Source organism: Blautia sp. St.27G3 (assembly GCF_059728505.1).
This window is the reverse complement of sequence record NZ_BAAGFO010000001.1, coordinates 1,768,745-1,791,442: the sequence shown is the minus strand read 5'-3', so window position 1 is coordinate 1,791,442 and position 22,698 is coordinate 1,768,745. Positions and strand designations below refer to the sequence as shown.

19 protein-coding genes, 1 pseudogene and 1 CRISPR repeat array are annotated in these 22,698 nt (G+C 44.9%); of the genes and pseudogenes, 18 read left to right on the top strand and 2 right to left on the bottom strand.

Annotated elements, in window-relative coordinates; all coding sequences use genetic code 11:
• Positions 1–55: 55 nt before the first annotated feature.
• The 6 genes from AC6I2O_RS08360 to AC6I2O_RS08335 all read left to right on the top strand — a co-directional run bounded on the left by AC6I2O_RS08360 (position 56) and on the right by AC6I2O_RS08335 (position 6,814).
• Positions 56–1,204 carry a CDP-glycerol glycerophosphotransferase family protein gene (locus AC6I2O_RS08360; RefSeq protein WP_497742385.1) on the top strand — a complete coding sequence of 383 codons (1,149 nt, stop codon included), beginning with the start codon at positions 56–58 and terminating at the stop codon, positions 1,202–1,204.
• 56 nt (positions 1,205–1,260) lie between these two features.
• On the top strand, positions 1,261–2,034 hold the full coding sequence (locus AC6I2O_RS08355; protein WP_120393500.1) for an IspD/TarI family cytidylyltransferase: 774 nt from the start codon (positions 1,261–1,263) through the stop codon (positions 2,032–2,034).
• Positions 2,035–2,066: 32 nt separating this feature from the next.
• The gene (locus tag AC6I2O_RS08350) at positions 2,067–3,134 is read left to right on the top strand and encodes an NAD-dependent epimerase/dehydratase family protein (RefSeq protein WP_120393501.1); all 1,068 of its coding nucleotides are present in this window, start codon (positions 2,067–2,069) and stop codon (positions 3,132–3,134) included.
• A gap of 16 nt (positions 3,135–3,150) precedes the next feature.
• Positions 3,151–3,879, top strand: a complete 729-nt coding sequence (locus AC6I2O_RS08345) for an NAD-dependent epimerase/dehydratase family protein (RefSeq protein ID WP_497742384.1) — start codon at positions 3,151–3,153, stop codon at positions 3,877–3,879.
• A complete protein-coding gene (locus tag AC6I2O_RS08340; protein WP_497742383.1) occupies positions 3,869–5,788 on the top strand; it encodes a LicD family protein in 1,920 nt (639 codons plus the stop codon). Before AC6I2O_RS08345 ends, AC6I2O_RS08340 begins: the two co-directional genes overlap by 11 nt.
• A gap of 66 nt (positions 5,789–5,854) precedes the next feature.
• Positions 5,855–6,814 carry a glycosyltransferase family 2 protein gene (locus AC6I2O_RS08335; protein ID WP_497742382.1) on the top strand — a complete coding sequence of 320 codons (960 nt, stop codon included), beginning with the start codon at positions 5,855–5,857 and terminating at the stop codon, positions 6,812–6,814.
• Positions 6,815–6,887: 73 nt separating this feature from the next.
• Here AC6I2O_RS08335 and AC6I2O_RS08330 read toward each other — a convergent pair whose 3' ends face one another.
• A complete protein-coding gene (locus AC6I2O_RS08330) occupies positions 6,888–7,556 on the bottom strand; it encodes a metallophosphoesterase family protein (protein ID WP_120393504.1) in 669 nt (222 codons plus the stop codon).
• 19 nt (positions 7,557–7,575) lie between these two features.
• Positions 7,576–9,495 carry a BMP family ABC transporter substrate-binding protein gene (locus tag AC6I2O_RS08325; RefSeq protein WP_120393505.1) on the bottom strand — a complete coding sequence of 640 codons (1,920 nt, stop codon included), beginning with the start codon at positions 9,493–9,495 and terminating at the stop codon, positions 7,576–7,578.
• 279 nt (positions 9,496–9,774) lie between these two features.
• Here AC6I2O_RS08325 and AC6I2O_RS08320 point away from each other — a divergent pair, with 279 nt between their 5' ends.
• The 12 genes and pseudogenes from AC6I2O_RS08320 (at position 9,775) to cas2 (ending at position 21,699) form a co-directional block, all read left to right on the top strand.
• The gene (locus tag AC6I2O_RS08320) at positions 9,775–10,440 is read left to right on the top strand and encodes a nucleoside recognition protein (protein ID WP_120393506.1); all 666 of its coding nucleotides are present in this window, start codon (positions 9,775–9,777) and stop codon (positions 10,438–10,440) included.
• 256 nt (positions 10,441–10,696) lie between these two features.
• Entirely contained in the window at positions 10,697–11,215 is a 519-nt protein-coding gene (locus tag AC6I2O_RS08315) for a hypothetical protein (protein ID WP_497742381.1), read from the top strand.
• The gene (locus AC6I2O_RS08310) at positions 11,209–11,772 is read left to right on the top strand and encodes an AAA family ATPase (RefSeq protein WP_497742380.1); all 564 of its coding nucleotides are present in this window, start codon (positions 11,209–11,211) and stop codon (positions 11,770–11,772) included. Before AC6I2O_RS08315 ends, AC6I2O_RS08310 begins: the two co-directional genes overlap by 7 nt.
• A gap of 332 nt (positions 11,773–12,104) precedes the next feature.
• Complete coding sequence (locus tag AC6I2O_RS08305) at positions 12,105–12,626, top strand: ATP-binding protein (RefSeq protein ID WP_497742379.1); 522 nt, start codon at positions 12,105–12,107, stop codon at positions 12,624–12,626.
• Positions 12,627–12,699: 73 nt separating this feature from the next.
• On the top strand, positions 12,700–13,629 hold the full coding sequence (locus tag AC6I2O_RS08300) for a DUF2935 domain-containing protein (protein ID WP_497742378.1): 930 nt from the start codon (positions 12,700–12,702) through the stop codon (positions 13,627–13,629).
• 164 nt (positions 13,630–13,793) lie between these two features.
• The gene (gene cas3 / locus AC6I2O_RS08295) at positions 13,794–16,229 is read left to right on the top strand and encodes a CRISPR-associated helicase Cas3' (protein ID WP_497742377.1); all 2,436 of its coding nucleotides are present in this window, start codon (positions 13,794–13,796) and stop codon (positions 16,227–16,229) included.
• Positions 16,230–16,267: 38 nt separating this feature from the next.
• Positions 16,268–17,023 carry a type I-C CRISPR-associated protein Cas5c gene (gene cas5c, locus AC6I2O_RS08290; RefSeq protein ID WP_497742376.1) on the top strand — a complete coding sequence of 252 codons (756 nt, stop codon included), beginning with the start codon at positions 16,268–16,270 and terminating at the stop codon, positions 17,021–17,023.
• Entirely contained in the window at positions 16,989–18,911 is a 1,923-nt protein-coding gene (cas8c, locus tag AC6I2O_RS08285) for a type I-C CRISPR-associated protein Cas8c/Csd1 (RefSeq protein WP_497742375.1), read from the top strand. The genes cas5c and cas8c overlap by 35 nt, the downstream gene beginning before the upstream one ends.
• 14 nt (positions 18,912–18,925) lie before the next feature.
• Positions 18,926–19,771, top strand: a complete 846-nt coding sequence (gene cas7c, locus AC6I2O_RS08280) for a type I-C CRISPR-associated protein Cas7/Csd2 (protein WP_497742374.1) — start codon at positions 18,926–18,928, stop codon at positions 19,769–19,771.
• Positions 19,771–20,329 (top strand): annotated as a pseudogene (locus tag AC6I2O_RS08275) (CRISPR-associated protein Cas4). Before cas7c ends, AC6I2O_RS08275 begins: the two are co-directional and overlap by 1 nt.
• A gap of 39 nt (positions 20,330–20,368) precedes the next feature.
• Entirely contained in the window at positions 20,369–21,400 is a 1,032-nt protein-coding gene (gene cas1c, locus AC6I2O_RS08270; protein WP_497742373.1) for a type I-C CRISPR-associated endonuclease Cas1c, read from the top strand.
• Positions 21,401–21,408: 8 nt separating this feature from the next.
• Positions 21,409–21,699, top strand: coding sequence for a CRISPR-associated endonuclease Cas2 (cas2, locus tag AC6I2O_RS08265; protein WP_120393514.1), 291 nt, complete (start codon positions 21,409–21,411; stop codon positions 21,697–21,699).
• Positions 21,700–21,863: 164 nt separating this feature from the next.
• Positions 21,864–22,557: a CRISPR direct-repeat array (repeat unit 32 nt; unit sequence GTCGCTTCCCTCGCGGAAGCGTGGATTGAAAT).
• Positions 22,558–22,698: the final 141 nt, after the last annotated feature.

Here is a 22,698-nt window from a genome sequence, read left to right as displayed (position 1 = left end):
TTACAGACTGTCCGGCAGATGAGATTGAGGTACAGTGAGAGAAAAGGAGGCAGCCGTGTTTCGGATCAGGCAATATTTAAAGATGTTTTTGCAGAATGTGCTGCTTCCGGTGATTTACGGATGGTTCAGCCGGGCCCCAGTGCAAAAAGGGCTGGTGCTTTTTGCGGATGCCCATCATGAGGAGCTGCCATTTTCCATGCGGCGGATGTATGAGGCAGTGTCAGAGCTTGAAACGGCGGGACAGTGCCGTACGGAGTTATTTATCAGTGATTTTGGCCGAATGCCGTTTGGAGAAATGCTCCGCGCGCTGCTGTGTTTTATGAAGCGATATGCAGTGGCGGAGTATGTGTTTATCTGCGATTATTATCTTCCGGTGGCCTCATGTCGGAAAAGGCCGGAGACGACGGTGGTTCAGCTCTGGCATTCCTGCGGATTGATGAAAAAAATAGCATATGACACGGGCGAGGATATCCCGAAGAATTACAGGGGAAATATGTTCGGAAATTATACGTATCTGACGCTCAGCGCCGAGATTTGCGTGCCGGTGCACGCTCAGGCGCTTCGGCTGTCAGAATCACATATTCGTGCAACCGGAGTCAGCCGGACAGACTATTATTTCGATCAGACATGGAATGATACATGCAGGAAACATTTTTTTGAACAGTATCCGGAGGCAAGAGGAAAAAGAATTGCGCTGTGGGCGCCCACCTTTCGGGGAAATGCGGCCGCGCCGCGTCTGGAAGGACAAAAACAGATTCTTGAAGCAGCAAAGGAGCTGTCGCCGGATTGGTATATCATTATCAAAGCCCACCCGCATGTGGATGCGCATGGAAGGGTGTCAAACTGTACGATTCCGACAGAGGAGCTGCTTGCCGTGACGGATGTGTTAATCACGGATTACTCTTCGGTGCTGTTTGACTATCTGCTGTATGAAAAACCGGCTGTGTTGTTTGCACCGGATTTACAGGAATATGAAGATGGTCGCGGTTTTTATCTGAATTATCTGAGTATTCCGTTCCAGCTGGCAGATACGCGGCAGGAGCTTACAGAAGCGATCAGAAGCAGCAGCGTCTGGAACGCAGAGCATAAAAAGGAAATACAGGAATTTCGGGAACAATATGTGGGCGCCTGCGACGGGCGGGCCACGCAGCGGATTCTCGGTCTGGCCGGACTTGGAGAAGAAACGACACAGAGCGAAAACTAAAGTGGATGTCAGAATGCACGGGTCAGTGCTTTGAGCGAAGCGAAAGGAATGGTATTATGAATATAGCGATTATATTTGCCGGCGGAAGCGGCGTGCGCATGGGCGCAGGAGTACCAAAACAGTTTCTGGAGATAAACGGAAAACCGATTTTGATTCATACGCTTCAGCTGTTTCAGGAGCATGAGGAGATTGATAAAATTTATCTGGCAATGAGCGAGGATTATATCCGTTATACGCAGCAACTCGTACTGGATTACAGAATTGACAAGATCGCAGCGATTGTGCCGGGTGGTGAGACGGCCCAGGATTCCATTTTTCATGCGCTCCAAAAAGCGCAGGAGGAGAATCCGGAGGACAGCGTGGTTCTGATTCACGACGGCGTGCGGCCGTTTGTGGAATATGGCGTGATCAGTGACAATGTTGCGGCAGTGAAAGCGTATGGAAGCGCAATCACTTGTACTCTGTGTTACGAGACTGTGCTGATCAGCAAAGACGGAGGCACGGTTGAAGAGCTTCCGCTTCGCAAAGAGAGCTATACGGCACAGGCGCCGCAGAGTTTTTATTTGAAGGATATTATAAAAGCGCATGAGGCGATTCGGGCGCTGCCTGCCAGGTATGAAAATATGGTAGATGCCTGCACGATTTATCGGTCGCTTGGGAAGCAGCCGCATATGGTAATGGGGAATCGGGGTAATATTAAAGTAACGACTCCGGAGGATGTGTATATGTTCCGGGCTTTGCTTCAGTATAAAGAGAACGAGCAGGCATTTGGGTTTGGGTTGACGAATCGGTTGGCAGCGAAGATGAACCGGTATAAGGATAAAAAGTGACGGGTTTCGCAGCAGGGAAAAGGAGTATATGGATGGCTAAACGGATTTGGGAAGCGGATGTGGTTTTGCAGGAGGATTTGGAAGGGATTGCGGCCTCGGAGCAGATTGACTGGGAAGCGTTGCGGGGAAAGCATATTCTGATTACCGGGGCGACGGGGTTGATTGGAGGATTGCTTACAAAGGCGCTTGTCTGTGCCGGAGAGAGCCGGGGGCTTGGTCTGAAGGTTCTGGGTGTGGTGAGGAACCGGGAGAAGGCAGAGCGGCTTTTGGGAAATTATCTGGGGCATGGTTTGGAGCTGATTGAAGGGGATGTGACAGAGCCGATTTTGTATGATGGAGCGGTTGATTATGTGTTTCATACGGCCAGCATGACGGCTTCTAAAGATTTTGTTGAGCGCCCGGTGGAGACGATTTTGACGGCTCTGAGAGGTACGAGAAATCTGCTTGAGCTTGCAAGAGAAAAGCAGGTGCGCAGCATGGTATATCTTTCTTCGATGGAAGCGTATGGCGTGGTTGACCCGGAGCATTACAATGTGAGGGAGACGGATTATGGCTATATTGATCCGCTTGAAGTGCGCAGCAGTTATTCTGAAAGTAAGCGTATGGCGGAGGGGCTGTGCGGGGCCTATGCGCATGAATACAATGTCCCGGTAAAAACGGCTCGGCTTGCGCAGACGTTTGGGGCCGGGATTGCGAAAAATGAAAACCGTGTATTTGCACAGTTTGCACGGAGCATTATGCAGGGCGAGGATATTGTTCTGCATACCGATGGAAGTAAGGCGCACTGTTACTGTTATACGTCTGACGCAGTGCTGGGGCTATTGACGGTACTTCTGCGGGGGCAGTCAGGGGAAGCCTACAATATTTCAAATGAAGAAACCTTCGGGACAATCCGCGAAATGGCGGAAATGTTGATTCGGGAATATCCGAAGAGCGGTTCCGGTCTTGTATTCGATATTCCGGAAGATGCAAACAAATTCGGCTATGCGCCGACCTCGCGGATGCTGATTAATTCGGAAAAATTGCGTGCACTTGGCTGGAGGGCGCAGACCTCACTTCCCCAGATGTTCAACCGCTTGATGGAAAGCATGCGCGCTTAGCAGAATGGAGCATAACATGAGACAGTCGAAGGATGGGCAGAACATTTTGCAAAAAACGATATGGGATCGTTTGGCAGGCAGAAGAATTGTTCTGGCAGGAATACAGGGAGAATGTTATACACGGTTTTTGGAAAATCTGGAGAACCTTGCGGGCCAGCCGGGTTTTTCTTTTGAAGTGACAGAAGGGTTGGAACAGGTCGCGGCCGGAGATTTTGTGCTTTTGTTTGCGGAGCTGTCAGGTCAGGAAAATTGCTGGCCACAGGAGTTGGAGCTGTTCGATTCATTTCAGATGCTTTTAAAAAAGGACCCGGCATCCGTACTTCTGGTGAGCAGCAGCGCAATTTATGGAAAGCAGTATGGAGGTGCGCGGTTTCTTCACGAGGATGAGATCGGTTATGTCTGTCATACGAAGCAGGCAGAGCTTGCATTACAGTGCATGAGGACTTCTGAACATTTCGCGTGCCGATTTTACAGAGAAAATGGGATGCCGGTAAAAATAGTGCGTTTGGGGACCTGGCCAGGGAACGGTGATTTTGTGGCGGAGCTTCTGGATAAAGCGATGCGTGTACTGGTGAACGGAGCATCCGGGGAAGCGTATAACCTTCCAGAGGGATGTACGGATGATTCTGCGGTCACGACTCATTGTTCAGGGAGCGAAACAGAAGAAAAGAAGGCTCGGTATTCGCCTTTGCAGGCAGTACCAACTTACATGGACGCAGAAAAAGCGGGGAAGCTTGGAAAGTAAGGGAACTATGTTGCTGCGAGATTATTTGAATGAATTTGAACTGGATTGGGCGCAGGCTCCGGTACGTTCGGAGCTGATTCCCAAAGCGGCGCTCAAAGGTGCAAAAATATTGCTGATCGGAGAACAGGCGGAGCTGCAAAAAGCGATTGCGTGGTCATTTTTCGCGTGGAATGACAGTGATAGATCAGGCGTACGTGTGCAGAGCGCGTCACTGGAAAATGGAGTGCTTAAAACGGAGATTGCGGGAGCAGAACACGAAATGTTTCGTCCTGAAGAGGCAGATTACGTGATTCTGACCGGTTTTTGCTGTCGGGAGGCAAACCTTGATGCAGCGGAGGCAATTTCCTATTTGAAACATTTCAGGCAATTGCTGGAAACGGTGTCGGCACTGCAATGCCGCCGGGTGCTGTTGTTGTCTGACGGGCGCGTTTACGGAAAGCTGGGGCCAGGCTTTGTTGCGTCGGAATACGAAGCAGGGAAAACGGACCCGTGTGGGCCGGGCTATGAGGCACAGTATTTTTTGCAGGCAGTGGAAAGCATGCTGGCAGCTTTTGCCAGGGAAAAAGGATTTGCGTTTCAGATTCTTCGGACTGGTATGATGTACGGCGCCTGTATTCCTGTGATGGAGCATATGGCAGCGCAGCTTGCCAGAAAGACAGCATTTGGAGAGCCATTTCAGTTAACGCTTTCGCAGGAGAAAACTTCCTATATCAGCATCCACGACGTCCTGACAGCGATTCAGTTTGTATTGACAAAATGCCCGGAGAATAAGATTTTTAACGTTTCAGGACTGGCTTCAAATGCGTCGGCAGGAGAACTTGCCATTTTGCTTTATCAGAATTTTCCAGAACAATGTCGGGTGACGATGCATAGTGAGGCGGCAGAAAAATCTGATACCGAAAGACCATCCGAAAACAAACAGATGGCAATACCTTCGGAAGGAAGCGGAATCTGGCTGAATACGCAGCTTTTGGAGCACTATGGTTTTGTTCCTCAGGTGTCTTTGGAGGACGGACTGATAATTTTGGTGAAGAGCCTGCAAGATACCGGCGAGGTGTTTTTGTTTGACAATACGTATCTGGGGAAACTTGAAAAAGTGCAGAAAATCCTTCTGGGTTATCTTCTGGAGATTGACCGCATCTGTAAAAAGCATGATATCAAATATTTTCTCGCGGGCGGTACGCTGCTCGGGGCAATCCGGCACCATGGATTTATCCCGTGGGACGACGATGCAGATGTGATGATGCTGCGGGAGGATTATGATAAATTTCAGCAGGTGGTACAGCAGGAACTTCCCAGAAATATTTTTATGCAGATTCCGGAGACCGAGAAAGGGAATTACAATCCGTTCACAAAGCTGCGCATCAATAATACCATGTTTGCAACGGAGTTTACGGGGCATTTTATGGAGATGCATAATGGGATTTTCTTTGATGTACTTTCGCATGACCGAACAGGCCGGCACAAGTGGTCGCAGAAACTGCATCTGATGGCGACCATGTTGACACGTTCAGTGGTTTTTAACAAGTGGGGGAACACGGATATTAAAGGCGGCGGCGCGCATCCGGTGATCTGCAAAATTGTCGATCATGTGAAATATCTTATTCCGATGCGTCTGGCGCTGTGGGCGCAGAATCATGCGCTTACTTTTTTTAAGAACAAAGATACCGGGTATCTGTATGACGGCATGGGGCGGAATCTGAAACGGGGCGCTTTTCCGGCCAATTGGCTTTCGGAGGCGGTTTATGTGGATTTCGAGGGATATCAGTTTCCTGTCCCAAAGGAATATGATAAATATCTCACTTATCTGTACGGAGATTACATGCAGATGATTCCGGTGAGCCAGCGCAGGACGAGTCACAGCATTGTGCTGATGGATCTGGGCGAGTACTCGGATTATCGGATTTGACTGACCGGGATTGCTTACGAATAAACGGGTGCCTGCAGGGAACAGGACGGACAGGAGAAATGAAATATGCTTTCAGTGATTTTACCGGCATATAATGAGGAAAAAATGGTGCCGAAGGCGGCGGAAACAATCGGACGGCTTTTAACAGAAGCGCAGATTGCATATGAAATTGTTTTTGTAAACGATGGATCAAAGGATGGAACGTGGGAGGCAATCGAAGAGACGGCAATAAGGGATTCTCATATTGTTGGATTAAAGTTTTCAAGAAATTTCGGGAAAGAGTCTGCGATGCTGGCAGGGCTGGCGAATGCGTCCGGGGATTGTTGTGTGGTGATGGACTGTGATTTGCAGCATCCGCCGGAAACGGTGATCGAGATGTATCGTCTCTGGGAACAGGGATATGAGGTTGTCGAAGGTGTAAAACGAAGCCGCGGGAAGGAGAGCGCCATGCACAGGGCGAGTGCGGGGATGTTTTATAAGATCATATCCAGGGCGGTGCGGATTGATATGTCGCGGGCATCTGACTTTAAACTGCTTGACCGGCGGGCTGTGGACGCGCTTCTGGCCATGCCGGAGCGGAATACCTTCTTTCGCGCGCTTTCCTCTTGGATTGGATTTCGGTCGGCTTCCGTTGAGTTTGACGTTCAGGAGCGCACGGAAGGAGAATCAAAATGGTCATCCTGGTCGCTCGTTCAGTATGCGATTAAAAATATTGTGGCGTTTTCTACGGTCCCGATGCAGTGTGTGACCGTAGCGGGAGTGCTTGTGTTTCTGATGGCTGTTCTGCTCGGGATTCAGTCGCTGGTGAAGTATTTCAGCGGTCATGCGGTGGAAGGTTTTACAACCGTAATTCTGCTGATTTTGATGATTGGCAGTATCATTATGATAAGCCTTGGGATTATCGGGTACTATATTGCAAAAATTTATGAGGAAGTGAAGGGGCGTCCGCGCTATCTGATTGCAAAGCGGATTGGAGGCAAAGAAAAAGCAGATCAGGAAAAGAAAAATCCGGAAAGCAAAATATGAAAATATGAAACAATGAAAAGCGGAAAACGGAAATACTTGGAACAAAAACGGCTGTCACAGTCGTGTGGGGGATTCAGGAAGGATCTACATCACACTCTGTGACAGCCGTTGCATTTGGTATGCCGTAGCGAAGCGTGCTCGGCTGCTCTGCTTCGTAATCAAAAACAAAACGTTCATAGGCATTGATGACATGGGTATCGAAATATTTGTCGTAGCGTTTATACGTCCGGCCGTAGGAAAGGTGCACATGTCCGTGCAGAAAATATTTTGGTTTATATTTTTCCATGAGCTGGATAAAAGTTTTGAAACCCTGGTGCGGCAGATCGCGGCCGTCATTTAACTGATAAGCCGGGGCATGCGTGACCAGAATATCAAATCCGCGGTGCCGCAGGAGTTGAAACCACAGCTTTGCGGCCCTTCGTTTCATTTCCTTCTCCGTATACTGGCAGCTTCCGGCATGGTAACGCATGGAACCTCCCAGCCCCAGAATGCGGATGCCATTGTGCACATAAATTTTATCATCAATGCAGATGCAGCCATCCGGCGGAATCTGCTGATATTTATCGTCATGGTTGCCGTGCACATAAAGTACGGGGACATTGGAAAAGGTAGCCAGAAAGGAGAGATAGTGCGGATGCAGATCTCCGCAGGAAATGATCAGATCAATTCCTGCAAGTTTACTCTTATGGTAATGATCCCACAGATACGCAGATTCTTCGTCTGCAATTGCAAGTATCCGCATAGTTCGCTGTTCTCCTTCCTCATTCCGCTGTAATTTCATCCTGTACGCGCGGTACTCCCTGTTGTGAGAGCACGGGTTTTGCTTTTTCTGTAAGCTGACGCGCCTGTGGAATGGAACCGATAATATTTTCTGCAAGCCAGTCCATTGTCATGATTTCCTCGGGCGAGAGTGTATGGTTCGGGTCTTTGTTTGCCGTTGAGGTCTGTGTGTGGAGAACGCCTGAAAACGGGTTAAATTCTCCGGCACGGATTGTATGCCTCAACAAATCAACCAGGCGTTTGGTGCCCACAGGAAGATTTTTGGAACAAATAACGTCGACTACGCCAGAGGACATGCCCCACCAGTAATTGATGGCTTTGCCGGAGTGGTCGTCTGACTTCCAGGTACCATTCATGATGGTACGAATCAGTTTTTCATAAAATTTACCCCAGTGGCACAGTGGCATTGCCAGGTTGTGCGGATACCCGTCAGCCATATGATAAATTCCGAAATAACGGGAATTTTCCTCCGGAATTACCATGTCTCTCCCAGAGATACAGGCCGGGTTTACTTCCCGGATGCGCTCGGAAATATCAACATCCTTTTTTGAGGACCATTCCAGATAAACCTGCGCGCGCGGATTCACCATTCTTGCACCCAGTGCAAAGGCATTGATATTGGCAATTACACCAAACAGCGGGTAGTCTTCAATGTACAGCAGCCGGTTGTTTTCCGCCATAGCCCCAGCGATCGCGCCCATCAGAAATTTAGCTTCGTGCATTCTCGCATAATACGTCCGGATATAACGGTGGGATGTATTCAGAGAACAGTTCAGAATGCGGATATTTGGATGCGCAATCGCTGCCTTTACGCTTGCAGGAGCGAAGGCTGGGGTGGTCGTAAAGATCAGGTTACAGCCATCGGAAATTGCTTTTTGCAGGTACTCTTCAATCGTATCAACCGTAACGCCGTCATAATACAGTGTAGTCACTTCGTCCGGGAAGGTCTGCGCAAGGTGCAGGCGGCCCAACTCATGTGCGTAGGACCATGCGGAAGATGCGGCTGTTTTTTCATAAATAAATGCAATCTTCAGCCTGGCCGGACCGGTCGGCAAAATCCAGCTGAGCAGGGGCTTTTTCTCTGTCGTGGGGTTCATTTTCAAATCAATTTCATCATCCTGCTCCAGAAGGCGAAATTCTTCCCAGCTTTTTACAATTAAATTTTTCAGAGCAGTGGTGGTGGTATCAGCAAGCGTTTTATACCCATAGAGCATGATAAAAGATAAAAACGCGTCTCCTGGTGTGATTTTCAGTTTATTGCCGCCGTTTGTCCGATAGACAGCAGTAAAACGCGAATATGCGGAGCTAAAATCAATCTGTTCATCCTCTGACCAGCTTTCCTCGGCAAATTTTCCCACTGCTTTTTGCAGTTTGGCAAAGCTCCCTTCCCTGGAAAACCAGATATAATTGATTTTTGACAGTTTGTAAAAATCGAGAAACTCGTAGTAAATTTTATTTTCTTTTTCTTCTGTACGTTTCGGAATAATACGCGTGACCGTGCCGGGAATGGAAATTGCCTCAAAATACTTCATGACGCTGACACGCTTGTTTCCTTCCACTATGTAAAATTTGTTCATGTATTCACATGCCTTGATCGGGTCGCGGATTCCCTCTTCTTCGTGAGAGCTGCTAAGGGCGGCCCATTTTCGGGCAAATTCTGTGTCTTCGTTTAAAATCGGCATAAAATTGCCGGAAAAAGCATTGCTCCGGCCTTCATATCTTGTACCGACAATCTGATCAATCGGGATCTGCACAAGGCCCAAAGATACCATAGAGTAGGAGTCGTTTGGCGGAAGAATGCTGTCGAGAACCTGAAGCGTAGGCCGTTCACCGCGCAGCAGTCTGTTCTGGTAATCTTTTTTTCCAGCTTTACAGGCTTTATTGTAATCATCCATTGACATAGCAGGTACCCTTTCTTGTATGATAAATTGGACGGAGGCCGTTTTTTCGTATTCCGCAATGCAAGTATTTCGCTCAGGTCCGTCAGTCTTAGGGTATTATAAACTTCATGTTTGTGGAAATCAAGCTTTGGCGCCTGTAGCATGGGATTTTCTGCGTTTGGCCGGAATTTGAACAATGGTACGGCAGATTCTTCGTTAAAATTTTAAGGAATATATTTTATGGCTCACATGATTGGGAGTATTGAGGAATAGAATAGTAAAAAAATTCCGGAGAGCAATATGAACTATATCTGGGGAATTATGATACTGATAGGCGTAGTATGGGGCGCTCTGACCGGGCGCGTGGATGCCGTTTCCGATGCGGTGCTGTCCTCGGCAAAGGAAGCAGTTACTCTGTGCATTACCATGCTGGGTGTGATGGGGCTTTGGATGGGACTGATGGAGGTGGCAAAGGAGGCTGGATTGGTGCGGCTGATTTCGCGGAAGATTCAGCCATTTATTCATTTCCTGTTTCCGCATATTCCGCAGGATCATCCGGCGAACGAGCATATTACAATGAACTGTGTGGCGAATATTCTCGGCCTTGGATGGGCTGCAACACCTGCCGGATTAAAGGCAATGGAGGAGCTTGCCAATCTTGAGGAAGAGCGGCGGCAGGCAGAGTTGCCAGAGCAGACGGGAGATACGGCAGAGGGAAGAAAGAAAAAGAGAAAAGGAATTTCGCGGGCCATGCCGCGCGGCACAGCCAGCAACGAGATGTGTACGTTTTTGATTTTGAATATATCCTCGTTGCAGCTGATTCCGGTCAGCGTAATTGCCTATCGGAGCCAGTACGGGAGCGTCAATCCGGCAGCGATTGTAGGGCCGGGAATTATAGCTACTGCGGTGAGTACGGTGGCGGCGGTGGTGTATTGTAAGATAACAGATGGGAAGCGGAGAGGGTAGGCTCTTCGCTTTTTTGTGGTTAAACGGATCAAACATTTTCGCAATAATACGTTCGTAATAATATTTTTGAATGTAAATAATTACAAGAAAATTAAAAATAACAATTGAATAAAACAAAAAAAATGGACATAATATAAAATAAAAACGGATATTTCGTAATTAAATGGAGAATAAGATGAAGATATTAAAATTAGAGGTCAAAGGATTGCCGCTTTAAAAAAATGACTTGAGTATAGATTTTATCGCATGGCAGAGAGTGGATGATGATGATAAGGAACAATTATATAATATATTTTCTAATATTTATACAAATCCGGCACTCTCATTTATTGGTATCAATGCTTCCGGGAAAACAACAATCTTAAAAGTGATTTCTTTTGCGATAAGTTTACTGAATAATGAAGCTTTGAATAAGATTGATTCAAAAGAAATATTTGATGATTTAAATGAGGATCAAAGAGTCGTTATTAATACTTATTTTTATCATGAAGGCATTGTAAATAAACTGCAGACTGCTATTGAAAAAAAAGTTAATCAAGTTGATGGAAGTGGCAAGCTGGTCATTGCTGAGGAAAATTTATGGGCAAAAGAGATTAATAAAGTGAAAACGAAGAAGGGTATTTTTGTATTCAATGACTCGGAATTAAGAACAAGAAGGAATCAAAATGAAGAGTATTTATTGGAAGACGTTAGCATTATATTAGCATTAAATAAAAAACAGGGTACAAACTTTTTTTATGTGATATGTCTCAGTTTACGGATCACAATATGCTAAATGTTTTAGGGAAGTATCCGAAAGAGATTTTGACTTTTTTGGATCCAAGCATCGAATATCTATATTGTACACCGGAAAGAAAAAAAGTTGACATAAGATTAAAATTCTATGGAAAAGAGGAAATCAGTTTAAATAATCCATTAGCACTTAACAGATATCTTTCGTCGGGGACAATTAAAGGTCTTAGTGTATTTATGGGTGCGGTTATCACATTTATGGAGGGAGGATATTTAGTAGTTGATGAGTTAGAAAATCATTTTAATAAAGAAATTGTGTCCACATTAGTTCGCTTTTTTATGGATAAAAAAGTAAATAAAAATGGGGCAACCCTTGTATTTTCAACTCATTACTCAGAGATATTAGATGAATTTAAGAGAAATGATGGCATTTATATTGTAAGAAATATTGGGGGAATTGCGGCAGAAAATTTGTCTAGTATTTTAAAAAGAAATGACATTAAGAGAAGTGAAGTATACGATAGTGATTTTCTAAAAGGAACCGTGCCTGCTTATAAATCATACATTGCTTTAAAAAAAGTTCTCATATCATTGAAGTAAGGGGGACTTTTAGAATGGAAAAATATTTAGCGTGTATTTGTGAGGGCGGTGCAGAGCGGGCAATTATGAATTTGTTGTTAGATAATCACATGTTGATCTTTGAAAGGGAAGACTTGCCCCGAGGCAGGATCTTACATTTGCGCAACTAAAAATATATTATCAGGAGCGGGGACTTGAACTGAATAAGCAGTTTGCACATAGTCTTGAATTGTTTACACCTGATGGTAAATATAATTATATTGCATATCTGTTGGCTGATGAAAACGGCGTATCTATAAAAGTTGCAAAATACGGTGGGAAAAATAAAGTAGATCTAAAAGAAAATGAAGAATATGGGTATTGTTCACAATGATTTTTCTAGAGAAATTCCGCCAGTGTTCGAGATTTTCAGTGACCGGATGGAGTTTACTTCTTATGGCGGTTTGATTCAGGGACAAAGCAGAGAAGATTTTTTCAGTTGTAGTAGTATGCCAAGAAACAGAGAATTGATGCGGGTATTTAAAGATGTAGGTTTGGTAGAACAACTTGGATCAGGAATGAGTCGTATTTTAAATGCATATGATAAATCTATTTTTGAGATATCCGAACATTTTGTTAAAGTTATTTTTCCATTTTCCTGGACAGACGAAAAGAATGATATTTCTGAAAAAAAAGTTAATGGCGATGATAATGGCGATGATATTAAAATTCTTTTCATATTAGAAAAAGAGCCTGATATTACGGCTAAGAGGATAAGCGAAAAAATGGGGTTTAGTACCCGTAAAATCAGCCATATTATAAAGAAACTTCGGGAAGCTGGAAAAATTACCCGTATCGGTTCCGACAGAAAAGGTTATTGGAAAATTAATAAATAAAATCCCCGCGAACTGCCGAAAAAAATCTGCATATCATAAATAGAGAGATCAGACTATAAAGGTATGCAATCATATGAGAGAATATGTTATTTTATCAATAGAAACACACCTGTTCTTCGCCAGGATCATGAAAGAACATTCTTTGTTTTTGCTGGCATCGCTTCCGGAAAAGGAGACGGACTTAAAAAGGCGTGCGGAATGCTTCAGGAAAGGATTTGAAGAAGGCTTGAAAAAGACCGTACGACTTGCCGATGGAATGGTGGGGAATGCCATTTTGGATTCCGGAGAAATTGTGACGGAATTTACGCAGAAGGCAGAATGTCAGACGAGCAGGCTGACAGGTATTCCTGTGGATACAGAGATTACGGAGGCTGAGAAATGTCTTCAGAGCGGATGCCCCTCCGGAGTAAGCCGGGAAACGGTTTATCAGGTCAGAATGCTGAACCGGGAAATGCTTGAGTGCTTGAACGGGCTGATTGCCTATAAAGAAGAAATTTTGCAGAAGGTGCTGAGCTGTAAACTTTATACCACGAATTATCCGCTTTTGATTGAACACATTTTAAGGGAGGCAAGATTATACCGTCAGTTTATCATGCAGCTTGAAAGAAATGGCTGTATCGCGATGACAGATCTGAGAAATACAGAGGCATTCTGGAATCAGATTATGATGGAACATGCTGAATTTATACGCGGCCTTCTGGACCCGACAGAGTGTGAACTGATACAATCAGCCAATGGATTTGCGATGGATTACTGTGAGCTTTTGGAGGCCATGAAAGAACAGGAAGCCAGGAACGGCAATGCCTGCCATGCAAAAAGTGTCCAGTTGACAGAAGAGTTCCAGAAGTTTAAAAGTGCAGGGACGCAAGGAATTACAGATTGTGACATACGCTCTGTGATCCTTCCACTTTTGGCAGACCATGTGCTCAGGGAAGCAAATCATTATCTGCGCTTACTGGAACAGGCAAACAATGGAAGCAATCGCTGTGGAATGTGTAAATGAGAAATGTATTTTGCACTGCAATAAGATGACAGATAAAAAGCAGAAGGCTTTGGGCTTTCTGTTTTTTATTGCGGAATAAAGAAGCGGCAAATATTAATATTTACCAAATATTGACAAAAAGAAACAGACAAAATACAATTAAAGAAACGAACAGAAAGAAGCTGATGTACTTGATCGCACATATTTCAGATGATGGATACAACAGGGAAGAAACCGTAGCAGAACACACGCAAAAGACGGTGTTTTTATGCAAAGAAAAAGGAAAGCGATGCGGGCTTTCCGAGCTTATGTCATTGTGCGGTATTTTTCATGATATGGGTAAGAACAAGCAAAAGTTCGATGATTACCTGCATGCTGACGAAAAGAGAAGGAGAACCCTGAGAGGAACCATTGCGCATGCATCGACCGGGGCAAGATATGTTTACGATGCATACCATGACAACCCCGGCAATACAAAAGTGATGGCGGAGATGATCTCTTATGCGATTGCAGCGCACCACGGCCTGTTTGACTGTGTGGATAAAGAACACGCAGATTTGCTTTCTGCAAGACTCCATAAGGTAGATGATTATGAAGAAGCATGTGAGAATGCAAAAAGGGATTATCTGGGAGAATATAAACTGGATGAAATTTTTCAGCATGCAGCCGGAGAGTTTCAGTCCGTATGGAAGAAAATAAGAGAACCATATTCAAGAATAGCAATTCTACTGGGATCTAGGTTTAAGGACGATGTCAGGGGAATGTTATTTGATTGTAAATTTTTTCTACTTGCAAGTCTGCAACGCCTACTATTATCGATATTAATCGATTCAGACTGGGAGGCAACTTCGGATTTTATGGCTCATGTCGATACACTTTCCAAGCAATCTGAATGTTATCCAGAAGCGATATTTATAAAAGCAAAAGAAAACTTTCATACGTATATGAACAGAAAACGGCAGTCTGTGAATAGTTCCGGATTGACGGAGAAAGAGAGAACAATATTTGAAGCGAGGAATTCTTTACAGGAAGCGTGTGTCCAATTTGCGAAAAATCCTGCCGGCATCTACTGTCTCCCCATTCCGACCGGTGGCGGAAAAACGCTCAGCGCGCTGGCCTATGCACTGGAATACTGTAGCTTGCATCCGCAGACAGAACGTATTATTTACGTATCCCCGTTTATCAGTATCACAGAACAAAACGCACAGGTATTTCGGGACGCGATTGGCAATAACAAGTGGATTTTGGAACACCATTCGTCTATGGTGAGGACTGAGGGGAATGGAAGCGGGGAAGAGCGGGCGGATAAATGCACAAGGTATGATATGAACTGGGAAGAGCCGTTCATTTGTACCACGTTTGTTCAGTTTATGAATACACTTTTTTCTGATAAGAGCGAGTCGATACGAAGAATGCACAGGCTTGTCAATTCAGTTGTAATTATCGATGAGGTTCAATCAATGCCTTTGAAGTGTGTGCACACGTTTAATTATATGATAAATTTTTTGAATGCAGTGTGTAACACGAACATTATTTTATGTACTGCAACACAGCCTGATCTGGAGGCAGCCGAGTGCCCGATCTGTTACAGTGAGCCAAAATATATGATAGAAGGGATTACGGGCTGGTTTGAAACATTTGATCGGGTAAAAATTTGTACTCCGAGTAGGGGAGAGAACTATACATTTGAGACACTCGGGCAAGAGATTGCCAATCAAATCGAAAACTATCGATCTATACTTGTGGTATTGAATACAAAGGCGGCCGTGAGAGCGTTGTATGATGTATTAAAATCACAAAATATCAACACAGAGTATCTTACAACAAACTTATGCGCGGAGCATAGGAGCGATAAAGTCAAAGCAATCAAAGCCATTCTTGAGAAAAAAGAGGAACCCATCGTTGTTGTCAGCACCAACTTGATTGAAGCAGGCGTAGATTTGTCATTTGCATGTGTGTACCGCTCTATGACAGGGCTGGACAGCGTGGCGCAGACGGCGGGCCGCTGCAACAGAAACGGTGAGCTGGAATACGGAACCGTTCATTTGATCAAGCTCGATGGCGAAGATACTGGTAATATGCACGAATTGCAGGAAAAGAAAAGGGTGACAAAGTATGTGATTGATCAATACAGAAACAGCGGTGGAGAGGAAAGTCTTTTGATGCCCAGATGGATGGATCTGTATTATAAATGTGTATATGAGGGAGCAGCTGATAAGATGAACTTCCCAATCAAAGAACTGGATAGAAATATCATTGAACTTTTGTCGCGGGGATTTGGCACTGAGGAAAAGATACATACCATGAACCAGGCATACAAAACAGCAGGGCAGGCCTATCGGGTGATTGATGACAGTTCCTTTGGAGTGATTGTGCCATATGGGGAAGGGGCTGAGATCATTGCGTCTATTCAGGAAACATCCGATCCGGCAGATATAAAAGCTTATATCCGGCAGGCACAGCGCTATACCGTTAATGTGCGGGGAAACCAGCTGAAAAAACTGGAAGGTCTGATCACACTGGTAAGCGATAACATTCCCGATCTTTACATGGTAGCGGTCCCCGGAGCGTATAACAGTGATTATGGAATTACACCGGAATGGGAAACTCTGATATTTTAGCAGATAGCAGGAAGAACATTGGAAAGGACAGATGAAATATGGACAAGTCAAATATCATTGAATACAGCGTTTACGGGAGATATGCATTATTTACAGACCCGTTGTCCAAGACAGGCGGTGAAAAGTGCAGCTATCAAATACCGACCTATCAGGCGTTGAAAGGAATTACAGAATCCATTTACTGGAAGCCTACGATTACATGGGTTGTTGACGCGTGTCGTGTTATGAAGCCGATACAGACCGAATCCAAGGGGATAAGGCCAATCAAATACAGTGGGGGCAATGATCTGTCGTACTATACGTATTTACATGATGTAGAGTATCAGGTAAGGGCGCACTTTGAATGGAATCAAAACAGGGAAGACCTGGCTTACGATCGAAATGAAAATAAGCATTATGATATTGCCAGAAGAATGGTGGAAAGAGGAGGAAGAAGAGATATTTTCCTGGGGACAAGAGAATGCCAGGGGTATGTGGAGCCTTGCTCATTCGGTGAAGGAAAGAGTGCGTATCAGGATAAAAAGCTGTCGTTTGGCATTATGGTACATGGCATTACCTATCCGGATGAGGCGGTCAGAGAAGCAGAAAAGGGAAAGATGACAGTGCGGCTTTGGAACGCGCAGATGATGGATGGAATCATACAGTTTCCGCAACCAGAAAAATGTGAAATCAGGCATATCCTGAGGAATGCAAAAGAAAAGGAATTTATGTTTGAAAAGAATTTCAGAGGGTTGAAAGAATTTGAGGGAGGTGACCTGTTTGGCGTGGCTGAAGACTTTGGCGGAAACGTATGATGTTTACGCGGATTTGGCAGGAGTTGAGAAAAACGATCAGGCCGTATTACTGCCGATTTCACACTCTACATTTAATGCGCAGATTGAAGTGACAATTGATAAAGAGGGCAATTTTATTGAAGCTGACAGGCTGGATAAAGGCAAAGACGTAATTACCATTATTCCGGTTACGGAGGATTCCGCAGCCAGAAGCAGCGGAATTGCACCGCATCCGCTGTGTGACAAGCTCTGTTATATAGCGGGGGACTATACGCTATATACCGGCGATGAGAAAGAAAAATATTTTGAAGCTTATATGGAGCAATTGCGGGATTGGGCGGAGTCGGAACACACGCATCCCATGGTACAGGCAGTGTATCAGTATCTGGGAAAGAAAACGCTGATCCGCGATCTGGCAGCAGCCGGGGCGCTGGAGCTGGACGACAATGGCAGGCTGACAGACCGTACAAAAATACATGCGCTTGGTCAGACTGGGGCGAATGTAAGATTTGTGGTTTACACAGAGAACGGGCCGCGGAACGTATGGAAAAGTCAAGAGCTGTATAAAAAATACTCAGAGTATGATCGGCAGAAAGCAGGAGCGAAGAAACTATGCTATGCGACAGGAAAGATGGAACCCTGCTCGGATAAACATCCTTCCAAAATACGGAACAGCGCAGATAAGGCAAAGCTGATTTCAGGAAATGATGAATCAGGTTTTACCTATCGCGGAAGATTTACGACAAAAGAACAGGCCGTTTCTGTAGGATATGAAACATCGCAAAAAGCGCATAACGCGTTGCGTTGGCTGATTCAGAAGCAGGGATATACACGCGATGAATCAGCAATTGTCTGCTGGATGGTGAACCGGGATATGCAGGTTCCTGATATAATGAAAGATTCCCCAAATGCTTACCAGGATATCGTTGATATGGAGCTGGACTTTGATTCTATTGATCTGTATGAAAATGTAAATGAAAATAGACACGACACCGGTAAATATTTTGCGGAGCAATTCAACAAAGCAGTAAATGGTTATATGAATAAATTCAAACCAGATGATAAGGTTGCAATGATTGCCCTGGATGCGGCGACAACTGGCCGACTGAGTGTTGTGTATTATGACGAGATGGGGGCAAAGCAATACATGGATGCCATATTACACTGGCACGGTCATTGTAAATGGCGCAGGACTGTAAAACTGGAAAAGTCAGAAGGAAGCAAAAAAAGAGTCACGTGTGAATGTACGCCTTCGCCTAGAGATATGGCGCTTGCGGCATTTGGAGTGCAGCGGTCAGAGTGGCTGGAAGCGGACAGCAAGCTGATCAGAGCTACCGTAAAGAGGCTGCTTCCATGTATCATCCGGAAGGGAGGAAAGATTCCTGCGGATATTATTAGGGCTGCCGCAAGGCGGGCATCCATGCCGCAGACAATGAGTGATTTTGTATGGTACAATGATGTCCTGTGCGTTGTGTGCGCAATGATACGCTTCAACTATGAGGAGGATAATAAAACAATGGATAATTTCCTGAATGACAACACGAATGACCGCAATGTATTGTTTGGAAGACTGCTAGCAGTCTGCGATTATATGGAACAGAGGGCTATGTTTGAATTTGATGAGAATGGAAATGTAAGTGAGAGACGTATGACGAATGCAAAGCGTTATTGGAACGCATACAGCAGCAGGCCGGCAGCGACGTGGAAAACGATCCGGGAGAATCTGATTGCGTATGAGAAAAAGCTGAGCGGTTTTGAGTTAAAGAAGTTTGAAGAATGGTTCGGCGAAATCACGGTTTACCTGGCTGGAAGTGGATTTGATAATACCGGTTTATCGGAATGGTATTTGCCGGGCTATTATTTGCAGATGGAAGAGATGAAAAAGGCGTTTCAGAAAAAAGAACAGTAAAGGAGAAAAGTATCATGGGTGAATTTACAAACAAAATTGATTTTGAAGTATTAGTAATGGTAAAAAATGCAAATCCAAACGGAGATCCGCTGAACGGAAACAGGCCGCGCGAGACGTATGATGGATTTGGCGAAATATCGGATGTCTGTATTAAACGAAAGATCCGAAACAGGCTGCAGGATATGGGTGAAAAGATTTTTGTACAGAGTGAAGAGCGTTCTGACGATCAATGCAGGAGCCTTGCAGAACGGGCAAAGAGCAACGATATGATGCAGAAGGCGTTAAAGAGTAAGGACAAAGAAGCATATGCAAAAGCGGCATGTGAGACATGGATGGACGTCCGCAGTTTTGGACAGGTATTTGCTTTCAAGGACGATAGCGTATCTGTGGGAGTGAGAGGGCCGGTTTCCATTCATTCTGCGTTCAGTGTGCTGCCTGTGGCTATTAACAGTATGCAGATCACGAAAAGTGTCAACAGTGAGACAAAGGACAAAAAATCTTCTGATACCATGGGGATGAAACACAAGATCTATTCGGCATTATATGTGATCAAAGGCAGTATCAATCATCAGCTTGCGGAAAAGACAGGATTCAGTGAGGAAGATGCACAGAAAATAAAAGAGGCCCTGCGCACACTATTTGTAAATGACAGTTCTTCTGCAAGACCTGACGGGAGTATGGAGGTTTGCAGATTATACTGGTGGAAACATAATTGCCCGATGGGGCAGTATTCTTCGGCAAAGGTACATAAGCTTGTCAAGATTACGCCAAAGAAAGATGACCCGAAAGAATTCGAGGATTACACAGTAGAAGTCGATTCCCTACCGAATCTGGCGCTTGAAGAGCTGGAAGGGATTTGATGATGTATCCAGAAGAAGCGTATTTGATGCTTTCCGGAATTCAGCATTTTGCGTTTTGCGAAAGGCAGTGGGCAATCATCCATATCGAACAGCAATGGGCCGAAAATTACTGGACAACTGCCGGTGAACTCATGCACAAAAAGGCGCACGATGAAGGTGCTTTTGAAAAGAGAGGCAATTTGCTGACGGTTCGAGGGTTGCGTATTTCGTCGCGGGAACTCGGATTAAGCGGTCAGTGTGACATTGTTGAATTTCATGAGGGCGAAGCAGGTGTCAATCTGTTTGGAAGAAATGTTTCAGACAGAAATACCGGATGGATATTTGTATTATGGGGAAAACAGACGGCGCAGTCATGTGGTATTTACCGATGAGCTGAGGACCGAAGTTAAGAACATGTCCCGGAAGATGCATGATTTATTTAAAAGAGGATATACGCCAAATGTGAAGCCGACAAAACAGTGCAAATCATGCTCTCTGGAGAATTTGTGCGTTCCAAAGCTGCAAAAAGGAATGAAAGTCAGAGAATATATGGAGAAATATCTAAAAATGAATGATTAAAAAGGTCTCTTTTGCAGATGAGAACCTGGGAGGAGCGGTGTGCGAAAACTATTAAATACACTATATGTTATGACGGAGAGCTGCTACTTAACCCTTGACGGACAAAATATTGTAATACAGGATGGAGAAAAAATGCTAGGCAGATTTCCTTTACATACTTTGGAGAATATTGTATGTTTTACCTACAAAGGAGCAAGTCCTGCATTGATGGGGGCTTGTGCAGAACGAAAAATTGGAATGAGTTTTTTCTCGCCAAGAGGGGCGTTTTTGGCAAGAATTGTCGGAAAAGAGTATGGGAATGTACTGCTTAGAAAAGAACAGTATCGCATATCGGATGATGAGAACAGAAGCATTGGGTATGCGAAAAACATGATTGCTGGAAAGGTTTTTAACAGCAGATGGAGCATAGAGCGCACGTTGCGTGACCATGCTTATCGCGTGGACGCCGGGAAGCTGAAACAAATCTCGGATACTCTGTATGGCACATTACCTAAAATAGATGGGACGCTTTCAGTGGATGAACTTCGGGGAATAGAAGGGAAGGCTGCCGAGCAATATTTTTCTGTATTAAACGATATGATCTTAAATCAGAAAGAGGATTTTTTCTTTACAACAAGGAATCGGAGGCCACCGCTTGACAATGTTAACGCTGTATTGTCCTTTGCCTATACAGTGCTTGCAGGAGAATGTGCCAATGCGCTGTCAAGTGTCGGGCTGGACCCTTACGTAGGCTTTATGCATGGTGACAGGCCAGGTAGGACATCTCTTGCCCTTGATTTGATGGAAGAACTGAGACCAGTTCTGGCAGATCGCTTTATTTTAACACTGATTAATACCAAGGCAATTCGGGCAATTCATTTTGACAAGCAAAAGGACAATGCGGTTTTATTAAATGAAGATGGCAGGAAAGTATTTTTTAATGCGTGGCAAACTCATAAAAAAGAGATGATAACGCATCCATATTTAAAAGTAAAAATGGAATGGGGGTTGGTTCCTTATGTACAGGCGCTTTTGCTTGCCAGAACTATCCGTGGGGATGTTGATGAATACCCGCCATTTTTGTGGAAGTAGGTGGTTAAATGTTGGTGCTGATTACATATGATGTATCTACTCAGGACGCGGCGGGAAGGACGCGCCTTCGTAAAGTGGCAAAAGAGTGTGTCAATTATGGACAGCGTGTCCAGAATTCAGTGTTTGAGTGCATATTAGATGCATCACAATTATTGCTGTTGAAAGACAGGCTTGTATCGTTGATTAACGAGAAAGAAGACAGTCTGCGTTTTTATTGTCTAGGAAATAACTATCGGACAAAAGTCGAACATTTCGGTAGTAAAACCTCTTATGATGCGGAAGGAACTCTAATGATATAAGCAGGTGCGGACCGTAAGTTGACAGAAAAGGTCAGAGGGTTCGCACCATAATAAAGTAACAAAATAGAGTAAGATTGATGTTTGAATTAAATGTCGAGTGCTATACTTTGTAAGTATTGCTTAAATAGAATCCCTATTTTTAAAAGAAATAGGTGAATTTTGGTGTCGCTTCCCTCGCGGAAGCGTGGATTGAAATACAACCGTCATATCAGTCAGCACACCGGTACGCGGTCGCTTCCCTCGCGGAAGCGTGGATTGAAATTTTCCGAAGATTGACTTATAGATCACATTTGTATAGTCGCTTCCCTCGCGGAAGCGTGGATTGAAATTATGGCCTTATCACAGAAAGCTGTGGAGGATTCGTCGCTTCCCTCGCGGAAGCGTGGATTGAAATTTTGCTATTTTATGATCGCCTGGAAACCAGCTGCGTCGCTTCCCTCGCGGAAGCGTGGATTGAAATCTGCGGAGAAGCCGCTTGATGGCCGGACAAAACAAGTCGCTTCCCTCGCGGAAGCGTGGATTGAAATCGCTAATATATGTCCCGCCTACTGTTGTAAGTCCCGTCGCTTCCCTCGCGGAAGCGTGGATTGAAATTCATATTCCCGATTCAGCTCCCGCATTTCATCCGGTCGCTTCCCTCGCGGAAGCGTGGATTGAAATTTACCTGCTCTCCTCATACCGCTCTTGCTCCTCGTCGCTTCCCTCGCGGAAGCGTGGATTGAAATAACCATAAATCCGGGCATCCACTCTTCTTGGAAGTCGCTTCCCTCGCGGAAGCGTGGATTGAAATCGTGAAACATCGGAAATGTTCGGCATGAGCCGTTATGTCGCTTCCCTCGCGGAAGCGTGGATTGAAATCACCCATGCGGTGCCTGCCCGACCTGGGCGGTAAGCTATTCTCTTTCACAAAAGGAAACTAAAAAATATAATTTTACTACTTCCTGGCTTTAACGGAAATGAATGACAGGATTACTTTCACGTGGTAAAATATGAAAAGTT

Coding starts and splice junctions, on each gene's coding strand:
- AC6I2O_RS08355 (WP_120393500.1), top strand. CDS start 1,261: ATGAATATAGCGATTATATTTGCCGGCGGAAGCGGCGTGCGCATGGGC.
- AC6I2O_RS08350 (WP_120393501.1), top strand. CDS start 2,067: ATGGCTAAACGGATTTGGGAAGCGGATGTGGTTTTGCAGGAGGATTTG.
- AC6I2O_RS08345 (WP_497742384.1), top strand. CDS start 3,151: ATGAGACAGTCGAAGGATGGGCAGAACATTTTGCAAAAAACGATATGG.
- AC6I2O_RS08335 (WP_497742382.1), top strand. CDS start 5,855: ATGCTTTCAGTGATTTTACCGGCATATAATGAGGAAAAAATGGTGCCG.
- AC6I2O_RS08330 (WP_120393504.1), bottom strand. CDS start 7,556: ATGCGGATACTTGCAATTGCAGACGAAGAATCTGCGTATCTGTGGGAT.
- AC6I2O_RS08325 (WP_120393505.1), bottom strand. CDS start 9,495: ATGTCAATGGATGATTACAATAAAGCCTGTAAAGCTGGAAAAAAAGAT.
- AC6I2O_RS08320 (WP_120393506.1), top strand. CDS start 9,775: ATGAACTATATCTGGGGAATTATGATACTGATAGGCGTAGTATGGGGC.
- AC6I2O_RS08310 (WP_497742380.1), top strand. CDS start 11,209: ATGCTAAATGTTTTAGGGAAGTATCCGAAAGAGATTTTGACTTTTTTG.
- AC6I2O_RS08305 (WP_497742379.1), top strand. CDS start 12,105: ATGGGTATTGTTCACAATGATTTTTCTAGAGAAATTCCGCCAGTGTTC.
- AC6I2O_RS08300 (WP_497742378.1), top strand. CDS start 12,700: ATGAGAGAATATGTTATTTTATCAATAGAAACACACCTGTTCTTCGCC.
- cas3 (WP_497742377.1), top strand. CDS start 13,794: ATGTACTTGATCGCACATATTTCAGATGATGGATACAACAGGGAAGAA.
- cas5c (WP_497742376.1), top strand. CDS start 16,268: ATGGACAAGTCAAATATCATTGAATACAGCGTTTACGGGAGATATGCA.
- cas7c (WP_497742374.1), top strand. CDS start 18,926: ATGGGTGAATTTACAAACAAAATTGATTTTGAAGTATTAGTAATGGTA.
- cas2 (WP_120393514.1), top strand. CDS start 21,409: ATGTTGGTGCTGATTACATATGATGTATCTACTCAGGACGCGGCGGGA.